Genomic DNA, 20,488 nt, shown 5'->3' with positions numbered 1-20,488 from the left:
TCTCAGAATGCTTGTGGGCGTTTCCCGATTATTATATAATAAACTGCAGAAACGCCCCCTAAATGTGCGATTATTATTACCCGGAGGATTCACAAATGAAAAAATTTGAGCATTCCGTCTTTCATATATTTTCAACCGTTCCGATCAAACACAGGCTTTTGATCACATATCTTTTTCTGAGCAGCTTTATTCTCGTCATTACCGCCGTGTCTTTCTATAAGACCTCCAAAAATGCTTTAGTGGAACACGCGACTTTGTCCAGCCAGCAGCAGCTTATTATTATCACCAATAATCTAAGCGAAAAAATAGGTCATATATCTGACTACGCCATCACCTTATCCATCAACAGTGATATAGGAGAAACGTTAAAAGAAAATCCCACGGTCCCGGAAAATGCACTGTCCCGCTTTTTTGTGAATTCCGCGCTGACAAAGCAGGCTCAAAGGATTATTGGTTTACATAAAAACATCTCCAACTGGGATATCCTGGACACAGAGAACCAATGGTTTCACAGCAGCACAGATATCACCGAAGAACTGACCCCTTATCTCTCTCCTGAGTTTCTCCGGACATTGCAGACAGACCCTTCTTTTCATTTTTTAGGCCCATATACCATTGACGGCGTACCCACCTTTGCCGCCCTGAAACCAGTAATGGATATTGATACTACTAAATATCTGGGCACAGTTGTCCTCCTGATCCGGGAATCGAGCATATCCTCCGCATTCCGTGACCTTCCGGACAGTGATCTGCGCAACTTTTATATTACCGATTCTGAAAACAGGATCTTATCCTCCTCAGCGTCAAAAGGAATCTATGAATCTTTCGTTTCCTACACGGGGATCAGTGCCGAAGAAATGCGGAAGTTAGAGGATACAAATATAGCAACAGCTTATGTCCATGAAACAGAGACACTCCTCATAAGAAAAGAATATCCGGGGCTGGACTGGTACGTAGTGAATCTGATACCGCTGCAGAATCTCACCATGGAACACAGGGCTGTACTGCAGGCCATTGTCCTCATCTGTGTACTGCTGTTTATCCTCTCCCTGTTCTTTTCCATGCTCTGCACAAGGACCGTTACCGCTCCCATCCAGCGCCTGGCGTCAAAAATGGAGACAGCTTCCATGGGCAACCTGGATATCTCGGCCAGCTATCATTCTAATGATGAGCTTGCGGTGCTGTACAAACAGTTCAATCTTATGATAAAGCGGATCCAGACTTTGATCGACAACGTCTATGAGGAGCAGAACGCAAAACAGGAAATGGAGATCCGCTTCCTGCAATCACAGATAAATCCCCATTTCCTGTACAATACACTGAGCACCATCAAATCCCTGATCGAGCTGGAAATGAATGAAACCGCTGTAAAAGCAGTTGCGGCTATGTCTGTGTTCTATCGGAATTCTCTTTCAAAGGGACGTTTTATCATTCCGCTGAAACAGGAGCTTGAGCTGACGGAGCAATACTTGTATATCCAAAGTCTCAGATACATGGAATATGTGGACTATGACTTCAACATGACAGCCACATTTCCCACAGATCAGATTGATATACCAAAGCTTACCCTTCAGCCTATTATAGAAAATATATTTGTGCACGCGCTGTCTACCGAAAAATGCCATATCTGTGTCAATATAACAGAAGACGATTCAACCGTAGCCATAACCATAATGGATAACGGCAAAGGAATCCCATCGGGTAAACTGCAGGAGCTTCAGGCATCCATTTGCTCCAACCATGTAGACGGCAAATCGTTCGGACTTCCCAGTATCCACCACAGGATCAAGCTGTTATACGGAGATAATTATGGTCTTACCATAGCCAGTGAGGAAAAGGAATTTACTGCAGTTACAGTAACACTGCCCAAAGGAGGAACCCAATATGAAAACCCTGATAATTGTTGATGATGAGCTGTTTTTTCGGAAATCCATCTGCAGTCTGATAAAAAAACAGGAGAATTATGAGGTGATCGGCGAGGCCAACAATGGCCTTTCAGGTGCAGAGATCGTACGTGAATTAAAGCCCGATATGGCACTTGTGGATATTTCCATGCCTGTCATGGACGGACTAGAAATGATCCGCTCTCTCGTCCCGGACTGTCAGACAAAATTCATCCTCTCCACAGGCTACAGTGACTTTGCCTATGCAAAGCAGGCCATTTCCCTGGGCGTAAAGGAATACCTTTTAAAGCCCATAGACAACCGTGAGCTTCTTGACTGCCTTGACAAGCTGAGCCGGGAAATTGACAGCGAACACCGAAGACAGGGTGTGATATCTGATTATTATCAGACACGGAGTATTTACCAAAAACATATGGCACTTAACTTTTTCAGCAAAGCAGTCTCCGGCAGCTGCCGTCCTGAAGAATTCGCTGTGCTGAAAAAGCAGGCCGAACTGGAAAATGCAGACTGGTTCACAGTGCTGTCCCTGAAGCCAAATAGCGCCAATACCACTGTGTGGAACTGGGAGACAGACCTGGTACTCTGTCATTCCATTATGGAAAACATCTGTACAGAAGTCTTTCATGAAACCTATAAACATCTGCTCTATGTGGATTACTCGCTCTCACACCAGTATATCATCCTTGGGCAAAAGGACAGTGTCTGTGATATTTCCCAATTGGAGACTCTTTGTGAACACTTAATAAAGCTTTTGAAAGATACTGTCCATATTCCTGTAAGTATCTTCAGCGGAACTCCCCAATACGGAGCACAGGGGATTAAAGCCTCCTACGAAGAGGCCCTCTCCGTCCAGCATAACAGCAGCTATAAAAATCTCACGGTATTTAAGTGTTACAGCCAGGAGCAGCTTTCCCCGGATATTGATATAACATCTGATATCTGTCGGGAACTCCTGCTTCTGCTGCGCAGGAAAGAGAAAGAACAGGCCATTCAATATATCTGTACCACCTTCAACAAAATGCAGGAGACAAACTGCCACATCCGCAAAATCCGTCTGACCGCTGCCATATTTATCAGCGCACTGGACGATTTTATCACCGAATGCGGCTGTTTCCATATAGAGTTTACAGCACTGCAGAATGCTTTGGATTCCTATAGAAACTGTGAAAATATTGAACAGCTCAAAGAACTGCTCACAGACACATATACCTCTGTGCTGGAACAATGCAGTACAAGCGCAGTTTCCGGTAAAACTTCCCTCATATCCGAGATCCAGGATTACATTGCCCTGCACTATATGGACCCTGAATTAAGGCTTGAAACCATTTCCGCTCATTTTTTTGTCAGCCCTCAGTATCTCAGCACGCTTTTCAGCCAGGAGAGCCATACTACACTGAGCTGTTACATCAACACCTTCCGGATGCACAAGGCAAAAGAGTTCCTCTTACAGCAGTCTCCTTCCATCCAGAACACAGCGGCTTTATGCGGCTTCACAGACCCGGGATATTTCAGCAAGTGTTTTAAAAAGTTTTACGGGATCTCTCCTAAGAACTTCTTGGCACTGCGTTCTTCCTGAAAACGGGAGTGTTGCCTAGGGATGTTGCAAATCTCTTTCTTTAATACTTTGGGATATTGCCAAACCTTTCCTTTTATGCTAGAGTGTGTTTGAAATTGCTTTTGGAGGATGCGCGCTGCAGTCTGCAGGATGAACCGTCACATGCCCTCTGATCTAAGCAGTATTGAAAAAGAAAGGATAACGTAACTGTGCGCCGCGAAGCTGTAAAATTATACAGGTTCTGAATAGTTACAGGATTACAAAATGACAGATATACTAACCAGAGCTACTGCGCTTATCTGCATGATCGCTCTGGCGTTTACACTGAAAAAGATACATATTCTGAAAAAAGAGGATTTCCGCGTGGTCTCTGCACTGGTAGTAAAAATCACACTGCCGTGCGCCATCATCAATAATTTCAGCCAGATGGATTTTGACACCTCCCTCTTTTTCCTGGTTCCCATTGGTTTTTGCGGAACTCTTTTTCTAATTGGTACAGGATATTTTATGGCAAGAAAGAAAAGCCCGGATGAAAAGGCATTTCAGATGATCAACCACTCAGGTTTCAATATTGGAACCTTTGCAATCCCCTATCTGCACAGCTTTGTAGGCCCTTCCGGTGTGATCGCTGCCTCCATGTTCGATATCGGCAACTCTCTCCTGTGTACCGGAGGAACTTATGCATTGGCCTCCAGTGTACAAAGCCCTGATAACAGGACAACCCTTGGTTCCCTGTTGAAAAAGACCTTTTCATCCGTGCCTACGCTGACCTATCTGCTTATGACGCTTTTAAGCCTGCTGCATCTCAGACTCCCGGACGGCATTCTTACCTTTGTAGGGATTGGGGCTGAGGCAAATGCGTTCATGGCAATGACAATGCTTGGGATTGGTATGGAACTCACCTTAAACCGCAAACACTTCTCAGCCATTACCCGCATCCTCAGTGCCCGCTATCTGGTGGCCCTGGCCTTTTCCCTGGCTGCCTGGTTCCTGCTTCCCTTTGACAGATCACTGAGAAAAACTCTGGTCATCCTGCTCTTCTCACCTTTGGCATCCTTTGACCCTATATTCACAGAAAAATGCGGGGGAGATGTGGGACTTTCCAGCGAGATCAATTCTATCAGTATCATCATAAGTATTATATGTATGACTTTGCTGTTGATCATCCTATAACAACTTCCCTCCGTTTTGGCTGGGGATTTTGCTGAGAATTTATTGAGTGGTATTTAGATTTAATGCTTCAACTTAATCTATTGTTTTAAGTTAATCTCTTATTTCAGCTAAGCTCCCTCTGAACGAGCCGCAGCAATTTTTAGGTTACTGCTCATAGACTGCACTTCTTGCAGGACTATGGATAGTAGCCTTTTTAGATTCAGATTTTCAGATTTGGATTAAATAAATCTGTTGCGGACAGGAAATGGGTGTGATAAAATGAAAAAAAGCGTATTTTCTGGGTAATTTTCTAGTTTTGAATCGGTCTTGGGATTCAAAATATCTTAAATCATTTCATAATAGCCGGTCAGCATATGTCTGGCCTGTCCTTTCGGAAAATTCATGCTTTTCATCACACTTTGGCAGGGATTTTCTGAAAGTTTAGAAACCTCCTGCCGTAATTTTATTCATGATAATAGAAAAACACGATGCATGTTTTCTATTGTTAAAGAAGGAGGTTTTATATGGAAGAACGGAAACAAAACCACCGTATCTTGCAGTGGCACCCTGCTTTTTATGCCGGACTCCAGATTGAACTGGAAGCCGAGGCGAATCTTTTGGTTTTTGAAAGTGAACATCAATTGGGGACAAGGCCTAAAGAAATTGATGTACTGATCGTAAAAAAAGAAAAGGAAGTGCCTATACGGAAAAATATCGGCAAAATATTCAGAACCCATAACATCGTAGAATATAAGAGTCCCTCAGATTATCTGAGTGTGAATGATTTCTATAAAGTTTATGGTTATACTTGTTTTTATAAGGCCGATACAACGAAAACAGGCAGCATCGGAATTCAAGATATCACCATAACCCTCGTTTGCCACAAGTATCCACGCAGCCTCATACGGCACCTAAAGGAGGAAAGAGGCTATGATATTGGCAAAGAGGAAGATGGGATCTATTATATTACCGGGGATAAAATTCCCATACAGTTGATTTTGACAAAAGAGCTGTCTGAGGAACAAAATCTATGGCTGAAAAGCCTGACGGATGACCTGGAAAAACCAGAGACGGCAAAACGCTTAATTGAGCAATACAGAAAGCATAAAGAAAATAGCCTGTATAAATCAGTTATGAATCTTATTGTCAGAGCAAATAAAGCAAAATTCGAGGAGGCGAAGGCTATGTGTGAAGCATTGGAGGAGTTGATGAAAGATGAACTGGAAGCAAAAAAGGCAGAAGGAAAGGCAGAAGGCATTTTAGCGCTGCTGAACGATTTGGGTCAAGTGCCTGAAGCACTGCAGGTCAAGATCATGGCACAGAAAAATACAGAGGTTCTGAACCAATGGCTTAAATATGCGGCAAAAGCTGAGACCATCAACGACTTTGTCCAAAAAACCAACGGTCAGTGATCATAACCGGCAGACAACAGGAAAATCAGCACTTGAGAAACAAAAGGAAATTCACTTTTTGAGGTCAAAGGGCAAAGCAAATCAGTAAAGGGCAAAGCCCATTTGAGGACTTTGCCCTTTACTGATTTGCTTTGCCCTTTGAGCATACTATAATACCCCAGCGGGTATGTCATTTACCTGGATCTGACAAACCTTCATAGCCTGCAGCGCATTCTCATGGCTTTCTTTTGTGACTCCCGCACAGCAGGATGCATCCACAGAGATCACAGCCTCTGGAAGTGCTGCCTTCAAGATCAGGGCATTGGAGATAACACAGATATCTGTACACAATCCCACCAGTTCAATCTCATCATACCCGTCTTTTCCCGCCAAATGCGCAAGAACTGTACTGCCAAATGTGGGTTTTTCCACCAGTCTGCACCCGGCTGCCAGTTTTCTCAGTTCCGGCACCAGCTCCCATCCCTCTGTATCTCTGATACAGTGCGGCACGGGGAGATTCTTCCCCTCCTGAGTCTCCATATAATTTTCTTCATGTGTATCCAGGGTAAACACCACAGTTTTCCCCATTGCCTTGGCTTCTTCGACCTTCTTAACCACATTTTCCACAATGGCTTCCGCGTCTTTTGTGCCCAGCGCACCTGTGACGAAATCAACCTGCATGTCAACAACCACTAATAACTGCTTCATTATCATCATCCTCCATCTCTCATCAGCATTTTCTTCACCAGCTTTTATTTTCACAACCACCATTTTTCAGAAATCATGTCATTGATAAAGTTCATCCCTGTAAATCTCAGCATTCTCCCGCCCCTGCAGGATCCGAAGACACCCGTATGCCAGGGCTTCCAGTTCCATCTCTCCAGGCATGATTTTAATAGGTCCCAGAAAATCAACATAGCCAGTGATCCAGTCTGTCAGCATTTTAGAATGTGCCATCCCGCCTGTAAGAATAATGGCGTCCACCTCACCCTTCAGTGCAGGGGCAAGCTGCCCAATCCCCTTTGCCACCTGATAGGCCTGTGCCTCATAGAGAAGCTCTGCTTTTTCATTTCCCTCGAGTATCATTTTCTCGATCTCCCGGCAGTCATAGGTTCCCAGATATGCTTTCAGTCCCCCATCACCCCTGATTTTCCGCATCAGTTCCGCTTTTGTATATTTTCCGCTGTAGCACATATCCACAATGTAAATAATAGGCACACTCCCGGAACGCTGAGGTGAAAAAGCCCCGCCGTCATCACTGAGAGCATCCACTATCTTCCCATGCCTGTGTGCAGAAAAAGAGATTCCTCCGCCCATATGTGCCACCAGAAAATTCATCTCTTCATAAGATTTCCCTGCTTCCTCCGCCGCTTTCCGGGCCATTGCCTTACTGTTCAGCACATGGCAGAAGCTCTGCCGGACCACCTCAGGAATCCCGGTAATACGCGAAATTTCCATAAATTCATCAGAAGATACCGCGTCATAAATATAGGCTGGAATGCCAAGGGGCGCGGCAACCGCGTCCGCGATCAGTGCTCCCATATTTGACGCGTGAGGACTGATCGGCCCTTTCAGTATCCTGTCCTTCATGGCCTGATTCACAGCATATCCACCGGCTTTTACAGGCGGCAGAAGCCCGCCCCTGCCCACAACAGCACTCAACTGTTCTGCCTTATAAAAATGTTGATTCAGACAGTTCAGCACCATATCTCTTCGGAAGGGAAACTGTTCTTCTATATCCGGATGGCTGTCCAAAAATCCAGGATCATGTTCAATGTCCTGCCGAAACATTTCCTCCCGGTTTCGAAATACAGCTATCTTTGTAGATGTAGATCCCGGATTTACTGCTAGTATATCGTATATCATTCCATCCCCTTACCTTCCTTTAACAATGCATCTTTTCTCTCTACAAATGCGTCTTTTTCCTCAGTTCCTCACCCAGTGCTCTGCCCTTAAAAATAGCCAACGCTGACAGCATCAGCACCGCGCCCGCCACACAGAGTACAGACGGCAGCCTCACACTAACAGCACCGCACAGCAAAAGGATCAGGGGAACAAGGCTTCCCACGGACACCATAACCATATAAATCATATAGTGCGAGACCGGTGCCCTGGTAAGAAATACAATTACCCACAAAATCGCATATACGGCCAGCAGCACAATGGGAATTCCAAAATCCACAGACCAGCCTCTCCATCCTGTAATAAAATCCCAGAATAAAAAGACTGCCCACAGAAGCACTGCCTCCCAGACAGCATTCTTAAACAGATTCCTCCGCTTTACAATAGCAACTGCAGACAAAATCCACATACACCCCACACCGGCCAGCACATAACCGGACCAGAAACTGTGAAATCCTAATATCCAGTTTACAGACACCGCAGCAACACAGACTGCAATACACACAAAAGAAAATATGCGAAATCCCATAGCCATACGGGAGCTTTCTCTTCTGAGATCCGGAAACATCCGGTTCTCCTCCTCGGGGTTTCCCTCCAGATTCCCCTGACAAAGAGGACATTTTCTGCGGGGATTTCTGACTGTAATTTTGCATCGTTTACAATACTGCATCCTCAATCCCCTCCTTTTTCCTTGCCAAGAGCTATGATTTCCACCGGTATTCCCTGTTCGGTCAGCATCCGAAAGAAATTCCGCTCAATCCTTGTATTGGCATAACCGGAGGTAAAGCTGACTGTCAGCTTATCTCTCCAGGAACACATACACAGCTCCATCTTAGGGGTGCTGGTGTAAAAATCAAACCAATCTATATAAGGTCCGCACTCCTCGGGCATCTGTATTTTACCTATATTTGAAAAAACAGCCGTGTCCGCAGAAGTGGAAAAGGCCGCCCCGGCCTGCATTCCCCATAATTTCAAGGGAAGGGGCAGAATACGCATAAAAGGATTTTTCTCCATCCGCATAAATCCATTCATGCGTGCCGCAATCCGCTCCGGTGTCAGTTCCTTTTTGAAAAATTCTGATGTAAATGCAATGACATCCTCTAGTTTTTCGCTCTGTTCAGAAAAATTATATCCGATATCAATCCATCCAAAGAAATTTCTGACTGAGGAGGAGGGAAAATAGCTCCTGAGATTCACTGGGATCATCAGCGCCACCGGGCGCTTTTTCTGTCTTGGGCTCATATCCCTGGCGATCGCACAGAGAAATACAGCCGTGAGATATACGGTTACCGTTGTCTGAAAGCTGCGCGCTGTGCGAACCAAAGCCTCTGTGGGCACAATGCCTTCCACCAGTCTCATCTGACCGTATTCCAGACGGTGATATTTAAGCTGATGAGATTTGTATTTTGGAATATCCTCAATCGCTCCCCTGTCAGAATAGTATTTGTCAAAGCTGTCCTCAGCCATCTCCTCATCCGTGGCGTCTGCCTGCACCTGGGAAACCGGGCCTTTCACCCTGTCCGGATATGCCTCCATCAGATAGTAATACACAAGGCTTCTCAAAAACTGCAGAGCACCGGTTCCATCTGTTAGGGCATGGTATGTCTCGAAATTAATTCGTTTCTTATAATAAGTGACTTCAAACAAAAGATTTTTCTGATCTCTCACATAGATCTGGCTGCAGGGCGGGCGGTATTCCTCCCTGACTACCGGCCTCAGCTCTGACTCCTCCAGATAATTCCAGAATATGCCGCAGCGAAGGACACAGAGAAAAAGACTGTAATCTTCTATACACAGATCAAGGGCTTTCTGCAGTTTTTCCGGTTCTACTTCCTCAGTAAGCTGGCAGGAAAGCCGGAAGACGCGCTCATCCTTCTTCCCGCTGGTGGCAGGAAAAATCTTTGCTGTATTTTCCAGGGTTCTCCACTTTTTTCTGCTGAAATGGGCCATTCTCTCACTCACTTTCCAAAACTAAGCAGATATTCAGAATCCGCTTTGCTGCTTGATCAATTTGATTTCTCTAAACTTAAAAATGCATTGATATGATCATATGTCTCCCGCACAGCGGGATAGACTGGCTCTAAAAGGAAAAATCCATGGATGCCGTCTGTAATCCGGTGCAAGGTCACATCCACGCCTGCCGCTTTCATTTTTCCCGCATAATCTTCTCCCTCATCCCGGAGCGGGTCCAATTCTCCTGTGATCACCAATGCCCTGGGAAGATTGGAAAAGTCTTCTGCCAGCAAAGGCGCAAAATAAGGGTTCCGCCTGTCCTCCTCACAGCTCTGGTAAAAGTCCAGATAGTCAGCCATGTTCTGCCTGGTCAGAAGATAATCCCTGCCGTTTTCCTGAACAGAGGGATACGCATTTTCCTCACTATAATCATTATTGACACAGGGATAGATCAGTATCTGTCTCTTTGGAATAAATTCACCCCTGTCTCTGGCCATCTGACAGACAGCGGCAACAATATTTCCCCCTGCGCTGTCTCCCATAAGGGTAATTTGGTCCGGCTCCGCATTTAAAATGGTCCGGTCCAGAAACACAGCCTTTGCGGCAGCATAACAATCCTCTATCTGAGTGGGAAATTTATGCTCAGGTGCCAAAGGATAGTCCACAGACACCACCACATGCGCCGTATTCTTTGCCAGATTCCAGCATACCCGGTTATAGGATTCCACGCTCTCCGTCACAAATCCGCCTCCGTGTATATATAAGATGACCGGATATATATTGTCCGACATTTTCCCTGTATCAAGAGATTTATTTTTCTCCTGGAAGGCTTCAATATCCACCGTATCGTAAGACTCCTCATTGGGAAAATAAATTCGCACAGGCACTTCCCTGCCTTCATTATAAATTTTTGTATCCAGTGTCCGGTAAAAAGGTTTAAAGGGATCCAGAAGCTTCAGATTCATGATCCGTCTTGATTTCTGCAGATCCAGTTTCGTCTCCGGTTCAGACAGTGCTTTCAGTACCAGGTGCATTGCTTTATTCATATATTTTCCTCTATTCTACCAGGATACATCCCACATAGGTCAGGGTTCCGGGTCCGTAATAATAAAGTATGTCATTTTGCTGGCATACTTCGCTCACAAGCATACCGTAAGCCTCCATTGCCGATGACTGACGCTCGGGAAAACGGCACGGCGCATCCGGATATGTACATTCCCTGCAGTTATCACATGCCCCGTCCCCCAAAACCAGCGCACCGGGGTATTCCTCCCTGACAACAGCCGCAAATTTGTGAAATGCCTCCTTGTGGCGCTCACCTAATTCCTGCATTCCCTCTATATCAAAGCTGTCCTCCAACTCCCCGGTTGTCTGTACGATCAGCCCTTTTGAATACTTGTGTATCTGCCTGCTGCACTCTTCCAGTGTACCGCATCCGGGCGGACAGACCCAGTTTTTATTGTAATGCTGACATTTGTTTTCCGCACATGCGCTGCGCACTTCGCTTTTGACCTGGATCGTATCTGCATCCAGATCACCCACATGTGAAAATCCACAGGCAAGGGCTTTTTGCTTTAATTCCTCATACTTTTCTGACATGATATGTTCTCCTTTATTTGTATTTTTGATACCGAGGTCTCTTATTATATTTCAGCGGCATTTTGATCACAGACTTGGGGTGTACCTCCGCGGTAAGCGGATACTGTTTTTCCTGATACTACTTGTACTATTTTGTTTTCTTAACTACGCTGTTTTCTTATATTGATTGTTGCAGATAATTGGTCTGGTGTCAATGTGAAATGCAAAGGAAAGGGACCACTGTGCTTTACCGCACACAGCAGCCCCTTTCCGGAAACTTCTATTTAACTCATTGAGGACATATTACACTTCTAAGGGAGGATATTTCTAAATATAAAACTTATTTTTTAACTACTTCATATCCCTGGAAACCTGCCGCTTTCTGCAGATATTCAGGATCCAGTCTCGGCATAAGCTTACCGATTTCCCATGGGAATACTGTGTAGAACCATCTGTTAATACGATCCACATAGTTGAACCAGCTCCATAACAGGCTTTTCAGTTCCTCTTTCGTTTGAATTGTATCGTAAGATTCTTCGATATCCAGTGTAAACTGCCACATCAGCTTCAAATTCAGCCAGGGTGCAGGGCAGCCCTCACCAAACTGTCCGCCCATAAGATTTGCCATCTCATGGTTCAGATATACAAACATCTGCTTGCAGTGTTCCAATGTGAATCTGTCATCTCCTAAAATGCAGTACATGGCCGGTTCAATGGTCCACCATCCCATTGCCTGGGTATCTCCTGTCAGGAAAAAGAGATTTCCCAATGTCTGTCCCTGTGTACCGGCTCCACTGGGGTAAACCCCCATTTTGGACATGGTAATGTACTCCGGCTCATCAAACCAAATACGGTCATTTTCGGCCTCTATAGAAGCCTTAACGTCTTTCCAATGTTTTCCCATTCCTTAACCCTCCATTCTGCTGATTGTAATTGTTCCCAGTTTGTGATATAAGAAGCTGTGATTCCACAGATCTTCCCGCGCTTTTTCCAGATCATCCATACACGCTTTATCAACCTGGAGAACATACGCGCCGCCCGAGCGAAGAGGTTCCGTACAGCTTGGCCCATAGCAGAACAAGATATTCCATCCGCACCAGATCAGCTCACCGGCCTGAACCTCCAGTTTTCCCGGACCCGATACCAGATAAGGGCTGTCCTCAACCAGAGGGCTTGTCTGGTCACCGATGTATTTCGGCGGGTCGATCGGGGGTCTTGGAAATAATACCGTTAAATCCCCTGTGGACAATGTTGGATGTGAGAAGAATTTCACCGGTTCTTCGAGGAATTCCCAGAAATTCTCAGCCATCACAGGTTCTTCCTTGTCCCTAAGTGTTCCCGTGAACTTAATTCCACAGCTGGGAACCTCAAACAATACTTTTCTCATAGTTTTTACCTCCATTTTTTTGTATATGTAAATCTTTTTCAGACCTACATTCAGATTAAGTTTTTTCCGGCGTCAACTGGTATCACTGCGCCGTTTATATAATTACTGCAGGCCGACAGAAAAAGGATCAGTTCTGCTACTTCTTCCTTATCTCCCCTGTGCAGCGGTATACCTCTGATTGTTATGATACGTTTCTCATCATCCACAGTTTCTCCTCTGGACGAAAGAATATCATTTCCCTCAGCAGAATCCAGAAAAGATGCTGGACATATGGCATTACACTGAATATAAGGAGAATAGGTAACCGCTAACATCTGCATAAGCTTAGCAAGTCCGATTTTTGCAATGGAGTGCGGAATAAAATCCGGCCAGTTTTCATAAAATGAGTTCCCTATCATAGCCAGCATTCTACCCCCGCCATTTTTCAGCATTAGTGGAGCTGCTGCCTGACTGAGAAAAAAGGCCCCTTTTAAAATAATTTCCATCGAACTGTCCCACACAGCTTCTGTCACCTTATCTATTGGCTGTTCATTAAAATTACTGGCATTATGCAGTAGAATATCCAATCGTCCGTAGTATTCTTCCACCCTTTTGACTGCTCTTCTAAGCTGAGGTATATTCCTGTTATCTGCTTCCAAAGACAGACACCTGCGTCCCAGCTTTTCAATTTCTTTTTTTGTCTTTTCCGCTTCTTCCGGCAAACAAGAATGCGTTATCACAATATCTGCGCCTGCTTTTGCGTAACAAAGCGCAAAATATTTCCCTGCCTTCTCAGCTCCGCCTGTGATCAATGCTACTTTTCCTTCTAATTGAAAATCCATCTGCACCTCCTATGGCATAGGCATAATTTCCCCTCCTGCCGCAAAAACTGTCTGTCCCGTCAGATATCCATTTTCCGGAATGAGAAAAACCATAATGGCATATGCAACATCTTCCAGTGACGCAAATCTCTTAAGGGGATTAGAATCCATCTGCCTCTTTTCCAATTCTCCCCATTCTCCACCAAGGTTCTGACCCGACGTGGCAATCTTTCCCGGCGCCACAGTATTTACAGTTATATTAAATTTCCCTTCTTCCAAAGCTACGGTTTTACTAAATGCATTCATTCCCGCCTTCACCGCCGAGAATGGCGCACATCCTTCAAAGAAACGGCACGACAGACCACCTGATAAATACACAATCCTTCCGTACTGCTGCCTTCTCATATATGGAATTACTGCCTTGCAGATATGAAAATGTGCCTGCATTGCCTCCACGTGAGGTTCCCAATCTTTCCAACTCATATCTGCCGCTTTGCACGGTTCAAATTCCCTGTCCCTGTGAATAAGATTTACAACCCCATCCACGCGTCCCAAAAAGTCATACGCTTCTCTCACACATCTGTGCATGTCAGCTTCGTCTGCTGCATTCCCTTGTATAGTAACAGCTTTTCCTCCTGATCTTCTGACGCTCTCTGCCACATTCTCTGCTATCTCTCTACCTCGGTTACAATGAACTGCAACATCTGCTCCCTGCTCCGCCAATACCCTGCATACTGTCTTTCCCACTCTGCCGGTGGCACCAAATACAATAATTTTTCTGCCGTCCAGAGCACATTTCATCTTTACTCCCCCTATCTACTGATACATATTGCTTAAACCAAAAATCCTCTCTATTACATAGATAACAAGGAATGATATCAGTATGAAAACTGCTGAAAATGCAGATACCATAGGAGAAAATTGTTCCGTTATATGCGTATACAGCCTAAGCGGATATGTCACGGTAGATGCATTTCTCAAAAACATGATAATGACGGCTTCGTCAAAAGAAACTACAAAAGCAAATATAATACCCGAGATGATTCCCCGCTTTATACACGGAAGTGTAACTTTATAAAGTGTCTTCATAGGCCTTGCTCCCAGAACCAGAGAAGCCTCCTCAAAACTGACATCCAATCCATATAATGCAGCGGTAACACTTCTGATCACATACGGTATCTGTATAGCACAGTAAGATAAAACAAGCTTCCAATACGGCACTACAAACTTCCAGGAAGAAAATGCCAGTAAAAAAGCTACTGCATATACCACTGTTGGCACCACCATGGGAGCCATAAAAATCAGTTCAAATATCTCCTTTAGTCTTCCTTTTGTTTTCCAGAAATAAAGGCTGACCATTGTTCCCAACACAGCTGAAATCAATGTACTGACCACAGCTATCTTTAAGCTGATAAATACAGACTCAAAGAAATCCACATTATGCAGCGCTTCTGTATACCATTTTAAAGTAAACCCATGTGCAGGAAATACTGCCCGGTTTCCCTCTCCAAAGGATGTAATGATCACCACGATCAGGGGCAGAAGGAGAAAAAGATAAACAATAGAATTAAAGATCGTCCCTGCTAATTTGTATTTACGCATAACTCCACCTCTCCCTCAAATCATTCCTGTATCCTCATTTTATTAGATAGGAAACTGGACAATGTGACTATAAACATTGATACAAACAAAAGAATTACAGATAATGCCGCCGCAAAATTCCAGTCAAAAATGAACATGGTCTGCTGATAAATCATATTAGTCATGACCATTACCTTACCGCCGCCAAGCATCACGGGCACCATAAAGGCCGCTGTATTCAATGCAAACACTAAAAGTGCGCCTGATACGATTCCGGGAGATGTAAGGGGAAGTGTCACCTTAAAAAACGTCTTTACGAAACCTGCTCCGAATACATAAGATGCCTCCTCTACGCACGGATCCACATTTTCAATAGGGCTTATCATTATCATTGCAAAATATGGAAGCCCGCAGTGAATCAGTCCCATAATTACCCCAACATTACTTCCTAAAAAATTCTGAGGCTCAGAAATGATATGCAGTGCCTGCAGAACAATACTAAATACACCACTTTTTGGCAGGATCGCCATCCAGCCAAACATACGAATGGTTATGGAAACCCAAAGAGGAAGAACCAGAAATGTTGTGGCAATACTCCGTTTCCATCCTTTCATATGGGCAATCTTATAAGCAACCGGATACCCCATAATAATGCAGAACACTACCGACCACAGGCTCAAAATAAGCGTTCTTGTCAAAACCCCTATATAATACCTGTCCTTAAAAAACGCCATAAAATACTCTGCGGTATACTTCCCCGTATCTTTATCACAGATACTCAACCATAGCATTCTGCAAAGGGGTATCAGATAAATCACCATTAAAAAAGCAATTGGAAGAATTATGTACCACTTATTTACATAGGTCCACTTTTTTTCTTTTTGTTTCATACACACCCTCCTGTTCTGATTTCCACCCGCCCCGCCTGACATGCAGACGGGTATCGAGCGGAGGGCTGAGTCTTAATTCTTAAACACCTTATTCCAGCGGTCAACAAATTCTGCTCTGTCTTCCTCTGTTATCATCTCCTGGTCAAAGAATATCAGTTTCTGGATTGCTTCTTCACCGTATGGCATGAATGGCTGCAGCTCCTCAGGAACCTCACATTTTCTGTTCGACGGTGCATAGAAGTTATTTGTAGCATAGGCATATTCTGCCTCCACTCCGATCAGTTCGTTGACCAGTTCATTGGCCAGTTCTGGAACCTTTGTGTTTTTAGCCACTGCCACATACGTGGGCATTCCTGGGAGACCCTCTTCCAGGTCTGCATAAGATATCTCATCGTGTCCGTCATTAGACAGCATTGCTGTACGTCCATTGGTATGGATAGCGATCACTGCATCCCCATTGATAAGGGCAGTATCTGTATCGCTGTGCTGGGTAGATACCATATACACATTAGGTGCTAATTCTTCCAGTTTCTCAAAAACCCCATCCCAGCACGATTTATCCGTAAGGCTGGTATCAAAAAATGCATGGGCAGCCATTTCTGCAAGTTCATAACCTCCGCCAAAGGTCACGTCACTCACAATAACTTTCCCCGCATACTCGGGATTCCAGAGATCCTTCCAGCTCGTAGGTGCGTCAATCAGGTCATTGCGGTAAGCATATCCTCTTGTCCCCCAGTTTGTGATAACGCCATATTCGTTTTCCTTTGCCTCATCATACAAATCGGGCGCATTAGACATGGCATCATAATCCAATTCTTTTGTTACTCCCAGTAATTTTCCATTCATCATCTCATAGTAATTCACATGCAGTACATCAACAGAGGGATCATCGCCTTCTGCTTTCAACTGAGCAAGCGGTGCCGAGCCAAGCACGATTTCCATAGTAGCTCCTGTTCTCTCCTCAAATGCAGGTTTCACAATATTCCTCAGTGTCTCTTCATATGTGCCGCCCCAGGATGTGACTCTCACCGTCTGACCCGCAAAAGGTTTTTCGGATGTGGTGTCATCTGCATTGCTGTCTGTTTTTCCGCTGTTTTCTGTCTGGTCTTCTGCCTCTGCCGGCTTCGATTCATCATTTCCGGAATTGCCGCCGCACCCTATACATCCCAGGACCACAACCGCACTAAGAGCCAGCATTGCCATTTTTCTTTTCATTTGTGTACCTCCTTTGTGGAATTTTTATTTAAAAACTGTATCCTTACAGTTTTTAATCGCACCTCATGAACCCACCAGTACCATCTTCTCCTTATTGAATTGTACTTTAACAACATCCTGCACATCTGCAAACGCATGATCCGGATGAATTTCACACTCAAGAGCAATACCGCTTGCCAGCCTGACTTTATATCTGACTACAGAACCAAGGAAATTTCGTTCTTCTACCGATGCATCAAACAAATTCTCTGCCATAGACTCAACAGGCAGAATATTAATATTTTCAGGGCGTACCAGAATAAATTTCTTATCACCTACAGATATTTCCGATGGCGATATACAGTGCACCAACATACCGTTGCGAAGCATAACCTCCACATGTCCTTCTGAAATTTTTTCCACAACTCCTTCCAGAAGGTTGGCATGGCCTATAAAATCAGCCACAAACTTTGTTTTCGGCTTACTGTAGAGTTCCGTGGGTGATGCAAGCTGTTCTATTCTGCCCTTATTCATCACCGCGATCCAGTCAGAGATAGTCAGAGCCTCCTCCTGGTCATGGGTAACATAAATAGCAGTGATGTTTAGTTGTTTCAAAAGATTACGGATCTCAATTCTTGTCTGAACTCTCAATTTTGCATCCAGATTGGAAAGTGGCTCATCAAACAGCATGATTTTTGGTTCTACAACCATAGCTCTTGCCAGCGACACTCTCTGCTGCTGTCCTCCGGATAATTGTCTTGGAAACCGACCTTCCACGCCTTCCAGCTGTACAATGGAAAGAACCTCCTCGGCTTTCTTTTTCAGCATTTTTTTATCCTTGATCCCTCTGTTCTTCAAACCATATACCACATTGTCATAGACACTCATGTGGGGAAATAAAGCATAATTCTGAAAAACCATTGCTATATCCCGTTTGTATGGCGGCTTTTCTGTTATTTTGTCACCGGCGAGAAATACATCTCCTTCCGTAGGTGTGAGCAAACCTGCGATCATTCGTAAGGTTGTTGTCTTTCCGCACCCACTTGGCCCCAACAGGGACAGAATATCTCCTTTTTGTATCTGGATGTTGATTTTGTCCACTGCACGGAAGCCTTTATAATCTTTTACAAGCTCTTTCAGTTCCAGTTGACTGCTCATTTTACCCCTCCTTTATTGGATTATATATGTATATATTTATGTATAGTCCAAATGGTAAGTAATTTTTTCAAGTCTCCTTTTTGTCCGTCCTAAATTCTCTTTGATGTTTTCGATTATAGTCATAGTATATGGATTTGTCAATATTTTTTTCATATTTTTTGCAATTTATTTTCATATTATCCAACTATTACTTATTTAATGTTGTTTTTTTAGTTTATTTAATATGCGTTTTTTTGCCATATAGATATATACAAATACTTTTTATTTTATATTTCTATTGTTTTATTGAATTTATTATGCTATAATACCTGCAAAAGTTATACATATATACATATTTTAAAATTTGTATAATTCTATGAAAGGAGACGGTCTTATGAAAAAACTGATCAATGATCCCTTTAACTTCGTCGATGAATCCATGGAGGGAATTCTTGCAGCCCACAAAAATCTTTTGAAGGCAGCAGACGGAGATGCAAGAGCAATCGTGCGCACTGATGCTCCGGTTGCTGGTAAAGTAGCTGTTGTTACGGGGGGCGGCTTTGGGCACCTGCCCGTTTTTCTTGGTTATGTAGGGAAAGGTATGGCTGATGGATGCGCTGTCGGTAATGTCTTTTCCTCTCCCACCTCTTCGCAGATGAAACAGGTAACTAAAGCAGTGGACAGCGGCAAAGGAGTTTTGTATCTCTACGGAAGATATCAGGGAGATATGATGAACTTTGATATGGCAGCTGAGGACTGTGAAGAAGATGGCATTCAGGTACAGACTGTTCTTGTCACCGACGACGTTGCTTCTGCTCCCCGTGAAGACTGGCAAAAAAGGCGAGGGGTAGCCGGCTTGTTTTTTGCCTATAAAATAGCCGGAGCAAAAGCAGAGACTGGAGCCGACTTATCAGCGGTTCGAGCTGCTGCCGAAAAAGCTGTTTTCAACATGAGAAGCATGGGAGTTGCCCTTGGTTCCTGTACACTACCCACAGTGGGCAGACCCACATTTACAGTACCGGATGATGAAATGGAAATCGGAATGGGCATCCACGGAGAAGCGGGCGTACAACGCTGCAAGCTTGAAAATGCAGATAAAATTGCTGCGGTTCTGGTTGATTATGTGGCAGAGGACCTTCCATTTTGCAAGGGGGACGAGGTTGCTGTATTAGTAAACAGCTTAGGCGGAACACCGCTGGAAGAGCTCTATATACTTTATCGGAAAATTAACTTGTTACTCACTGAAAGAGGTCTCAAGGTATACCGCCCTTATATTGGACGATATGCATGCTCAATGGAAATGCCCGGCGCGTCTCTGACCCTCATGAAACTGGACGATGAATTAAAGGAACTGCTGGATGCCCCTGCAGAGACACCTTTTTTTATACAAAATTGAAAGGAGATACCTATGAAAAACCAATTATCCACAGAAGATATTCGTCAAATGATGCTGCGCCTCAGCGACCACATGATTTCCGCAGAAGTAATGCTGACGAATCTAGACTCTGCTATCGGAGACGGAGATCTGGGTATGACTATGGTTATAGGCTTCACGGAAATTAAGCAGAGAATACTTGGACAGGACTATGATTCCATTTCAGAGCTTCTGTTTTCCTGCGCAGATGCCTTTTCCCCAAAAGCCGCTTCTACATTTGCAACCCTTTTGATCACCATGATGAAAGCCGCAGGAAAAGAGGCAGAGTCCTTTACCTTTATTGACACTCTAAAGGCTTCAAGGATATTCGATGCAGCCGTTGCCAGTGTTCAAAAAAGAGGAAAGGCACAGCCCGGTGACAAAACCCTTCTTGACGCCCTGGTACCTGCTGCTGATTCCCTGCGTCATTCCGCAGAGTCAGGTCTGCTCCTGCCGGAAGCTGCGGTCAAGGCACAGGAATCCGCCTCGGCCGGAGCTGAAAATACAATAAATATGAAGGCTCGAACAGGGCGTTCTGGTTATCTTGGAGACAGGACAATAGGACAAAAGGATCCGGGCGCTGCTGCTATTGTTTTAATCCTGCAATCCTTTACATCATATATCGTGTAAACAGCAGAAGTTGCATAAAA

The 20,488-nt window shown here is 44.4% G+C and carries 20 protein-coding genes; 6 read left to right on the top strand and 14 right to left on the bottom strand.

Features of this window, described 5'->3' with window-relative positions:
• The first annotated feature begins 95 nt into the window (after positions 1 to 95).
• The 4 genes from BLCOC_RS02235 (at position 96) to BLCOC_RS02220 (ending at position 6,023) form a co-directional block, all read left to right on the top strand.
• Complete coding sequence (locus BLCOC_RS02235) at positions 96 to 1,907, top strand: cache domain-containing sensor histidine kinase (protein ID WP_165907245.1); 1,812 nt, start codon at positions 96 to 98, stop codon at positions 1,905 to 1,907.
• Positions 1,885 to 3,480, top strand: coding sequence for a response regulator transcription factor (locus tag BLCOC_RS02230; protein WP_115624247.1), 1,596 nt, complete (start codon positions 1,885 to 1,887; stop codon positions 3,478 to 3,480). The genes BLCOC_RS02235 and BLCOC_RS02230 overlap by 23 nt, the downstream gene beginning before the upstream one ends.
• A 243-nt stretch (positions 3,481 to 3,723) precedes the next feature.
• Positions 3,724 to 4,632 (top strand): AEC family transporter, encoded by a 909-nt coding sequence (locus BLCOC_RS02225; RefSeq protein WP_115624246.1) that lies wholly within the window; start codon positions 3,724 to 3,726, stop codon positions 4,630 to 4,632.
• A 503-nt stretch (positions 4,633 to 5,135) separates the two neighbouring features.
• Positions 5,136 to 6,023, top strand: coding sequence for a 3-isopropylmalate dehydrogenase (locus BLCOC_RS02220; RefSeq protein ID WP_115624245.1), 888 nt, complete (start codon positions 5,136 to 5,138; stop codon positions 6,021 to 6,023).
• A 147-nt stretch (positions 6,024 to 6,170) separates the two neighbouring features.
• Here BLCOC_RS02220 and BLCOC_RS02215 read toward each other — a convergent pair whose 3' ends face one another.
• From BLCOC_RS02215 to BLCOC_RS02150, 14 genes are all read right to left on the bottom strand, one after another.
• On the bottom strand, positions 6,171 to 6,710 hold the full coding sequence (locus BLCOC_RS02215; RefSeq protein ID WP_115625527.1) for a cysteine hydrolase family protein: 540 nt from the start codon (positions 6,708 to 6,710) through the stop codon (positions 6,171 to 6,173).
• 78 nt (positions 6,711 to 6,788) lie between these two features.
• Complete coding sequence (buk, locus tag BLCOC_RS02210) at positions 6,789 to 7,868, bottom strand: butyrate kinase (protein WP_115624244.1); 1,080 nt, start codon at positions 7,866 to 7,868, stop codon at positions 6,789 to 6,791.
• 40 nt (positions 7,869 to 7,908) lie between these two features.
• Positions 7,909 to 8,574, bottom strand: a complete 666-nt coding sequence (locus tag BLCOC_RS02205; RefSeq protein ID WP_115624243.1) for a DUF6320 domain-containing protein — start codon at positions 8,572 to 8,574, stop codon at positions 7,909 to 7,911.
• Positions 8,575 to 8,576: 2 nt separating this feature from the next.
• Complete coding sequence (locus BLCOC_RS02200; protein WP_131918344.1) at positions 8,577 to 9,866, bottom strand: hypothetical protein; 1,290 nt, start codon at positions 9,864 to 9,866, stop codon at positions 8,577 to 8,579.
• Between the two features lie 44 nt (positions 9,867 to 9,910).
• Positions 9,911 to 10,903: an alpha/beta hydrolase gene (locus BLCOC_RS02195; RefSeq protein ID WP_115624241.1), complete on the bottom strand. Its 993-nt coding sequence runs from the start codon at positions 10,901 to 10,903 to the stop codon at positions 9,911 to 9,913.
• 10 nt (positions 10,904 to 10,913) lie between these two features.
• Positions 10,914 to 11,456 carry a DUF2284 domain-containing protein gene (locus BLCOC_RS02190; protein WP_018594622.1) on the bottom strand — a complete coding sequence of 181 codons (543 nt, stop codon included), beginning with the start codon at positions 11,454 to 11,456 and terminating at the stop codon, positions 10,914 to 10,916.
• Between the two features lie 319 nt (positions 11,457 to 11,775).
• Positions 11,776 to 12,339, bottom strand: coding sequence for a cucumopine synthase-related protein (locus BLCOC_RS02185; protein WP_115624240.1), 564 nt, complete (start codon positions 12,337 to 12,339; stop codon positions 11,776 to 11,778).
• Between the two features lie 3 nt (positions 12,340 to 12,342).
• On the bottom strand, positions 12,343 to 12,822 hold the full coding sequence (locus BLCOC_RS02180; protein WP_115624239.1) for a hypothetical protein: 480 nt from the start codon (positions 12,820 to 12,822) through the stop codon (positions 12,343 to 12,345).
• Between the two features lie 50 nt (positions 12,823 to 12,872).
• Positions 12,873 to 13,643 (bottom strand): SDR family NAD(P)-dependent oxidoreductase, encoded by a 771-nt coding sequence (locus tag BLCOC_RS02175; RefSeq protein WP_115624238.1) that lies wholly within the window; start codon positions 13,641 to 13,643, stop codon positions 12,873 to 12,875.
• A 9-nt stretch (positions 13,644 to 13,652) separates the two neighbouring features.
• On the bottom strand, positions 13,653 to 14,423 hold the full coding sequence (locus tag BLCOC_RS02170) for an SDR family NAD(P)-dependent oxidoreductase (RefSeq protein ID WP_115624237.1): 771 nt from the start codon (positions 14,421 to 14,423) through the stop codon (positions 13,653 to 13,655).
• Positions 14,424 to 14,438: 15 nt separating this feature from the next.
• Positions 14,439 to 15,224 (bottom strand): ABC transporter permease, encoded by a 786-nt coding sequence (locus tag BLCOC_RS02165; protein WP_115624236.1) that lies wholly within the window; start codon positions 15,222 to 15,224, stop codon positions 14,439 to 14,441.
• Between the two features lie 20 nt (positions 15,225 to 15,244).
• Complete coding sequence (locus tag BLCOC_RS02160; RefSeq protein ID WP_165907246.1) at positions 15,245 to 16,093, bottom strand: ABC transporter permease; 849 nt, start codon at positions 16,091 to 16,093, stop codon at positions 15,245 to 15,247.
• Positions 16,094 to 16,165: 72 nt separating this feature from the next.
• Positions 16,166 to 17,308, bottom strand: coding sequence for an ABC transporter substrate-binding protein (locus BLCOC_RS02155; RefSeq protein WP_115624234.1), 1,143 nt, complete (start codon positions 17,306 to 17,308; stop codon positions 16,166 to 16,168).
• Between the two features lie 63 nt (positions 17,309 to 17,371).
• On the bottom strand, positions 17,372 to 18,445 hold the full coding sequence (locus BLCOC_RS02150; protein ID WP_115624233.1) for an ABC transporter ATP-binding protein: 1,074 nt from the start codon (positions 18,443 to 18,445) through the stop codon (positions 17,372 to 17,374).
• A gap of 373 nt (positions 18,446 to 18,818) precedes the next feature.
• On the opposite strand from BLCOC_RS02150, the gene BLCOC_RS02145 reads away from it, so the two are divergent.
• Entirely contained in the window at positions 18,819 to 19,820 is a 1,002-nt protein-coding gene (locus BLCOC_RS02145; protein WP_115624232.1) for a dihydroxyacetone kinase subunit DhaK, read from the top strand.
• A 12-nt stretch (positions 19,821 to 19,832) separates the two neighbouring features.
• Entirely contained in the window at positions 19,833 to 20,468 is a 636-nt protein-coding gene (gene dhaL, locus BLCOC_RS02140) for a dihydroxyacetone kinase subunit DhaL (RefSeq protein ID WP_115624231.1), read from the top strand.
• Positions 20,469 to 20,488 lie beyond the last annotated feature (20 nt).

The sequence above is a fragment of the Blautia coccoides genome (assembly GCF_034355335.1).
Taxonomy (GTDB): domain Bacteria; phylum Bacillota; class Clostridia; order Lachnospirales; family Lachnospiraceae; genus Blautia; species Blautia producta.
This window is presented reverse-complemented; position numbering and strand designations above follow the sequence as displayed.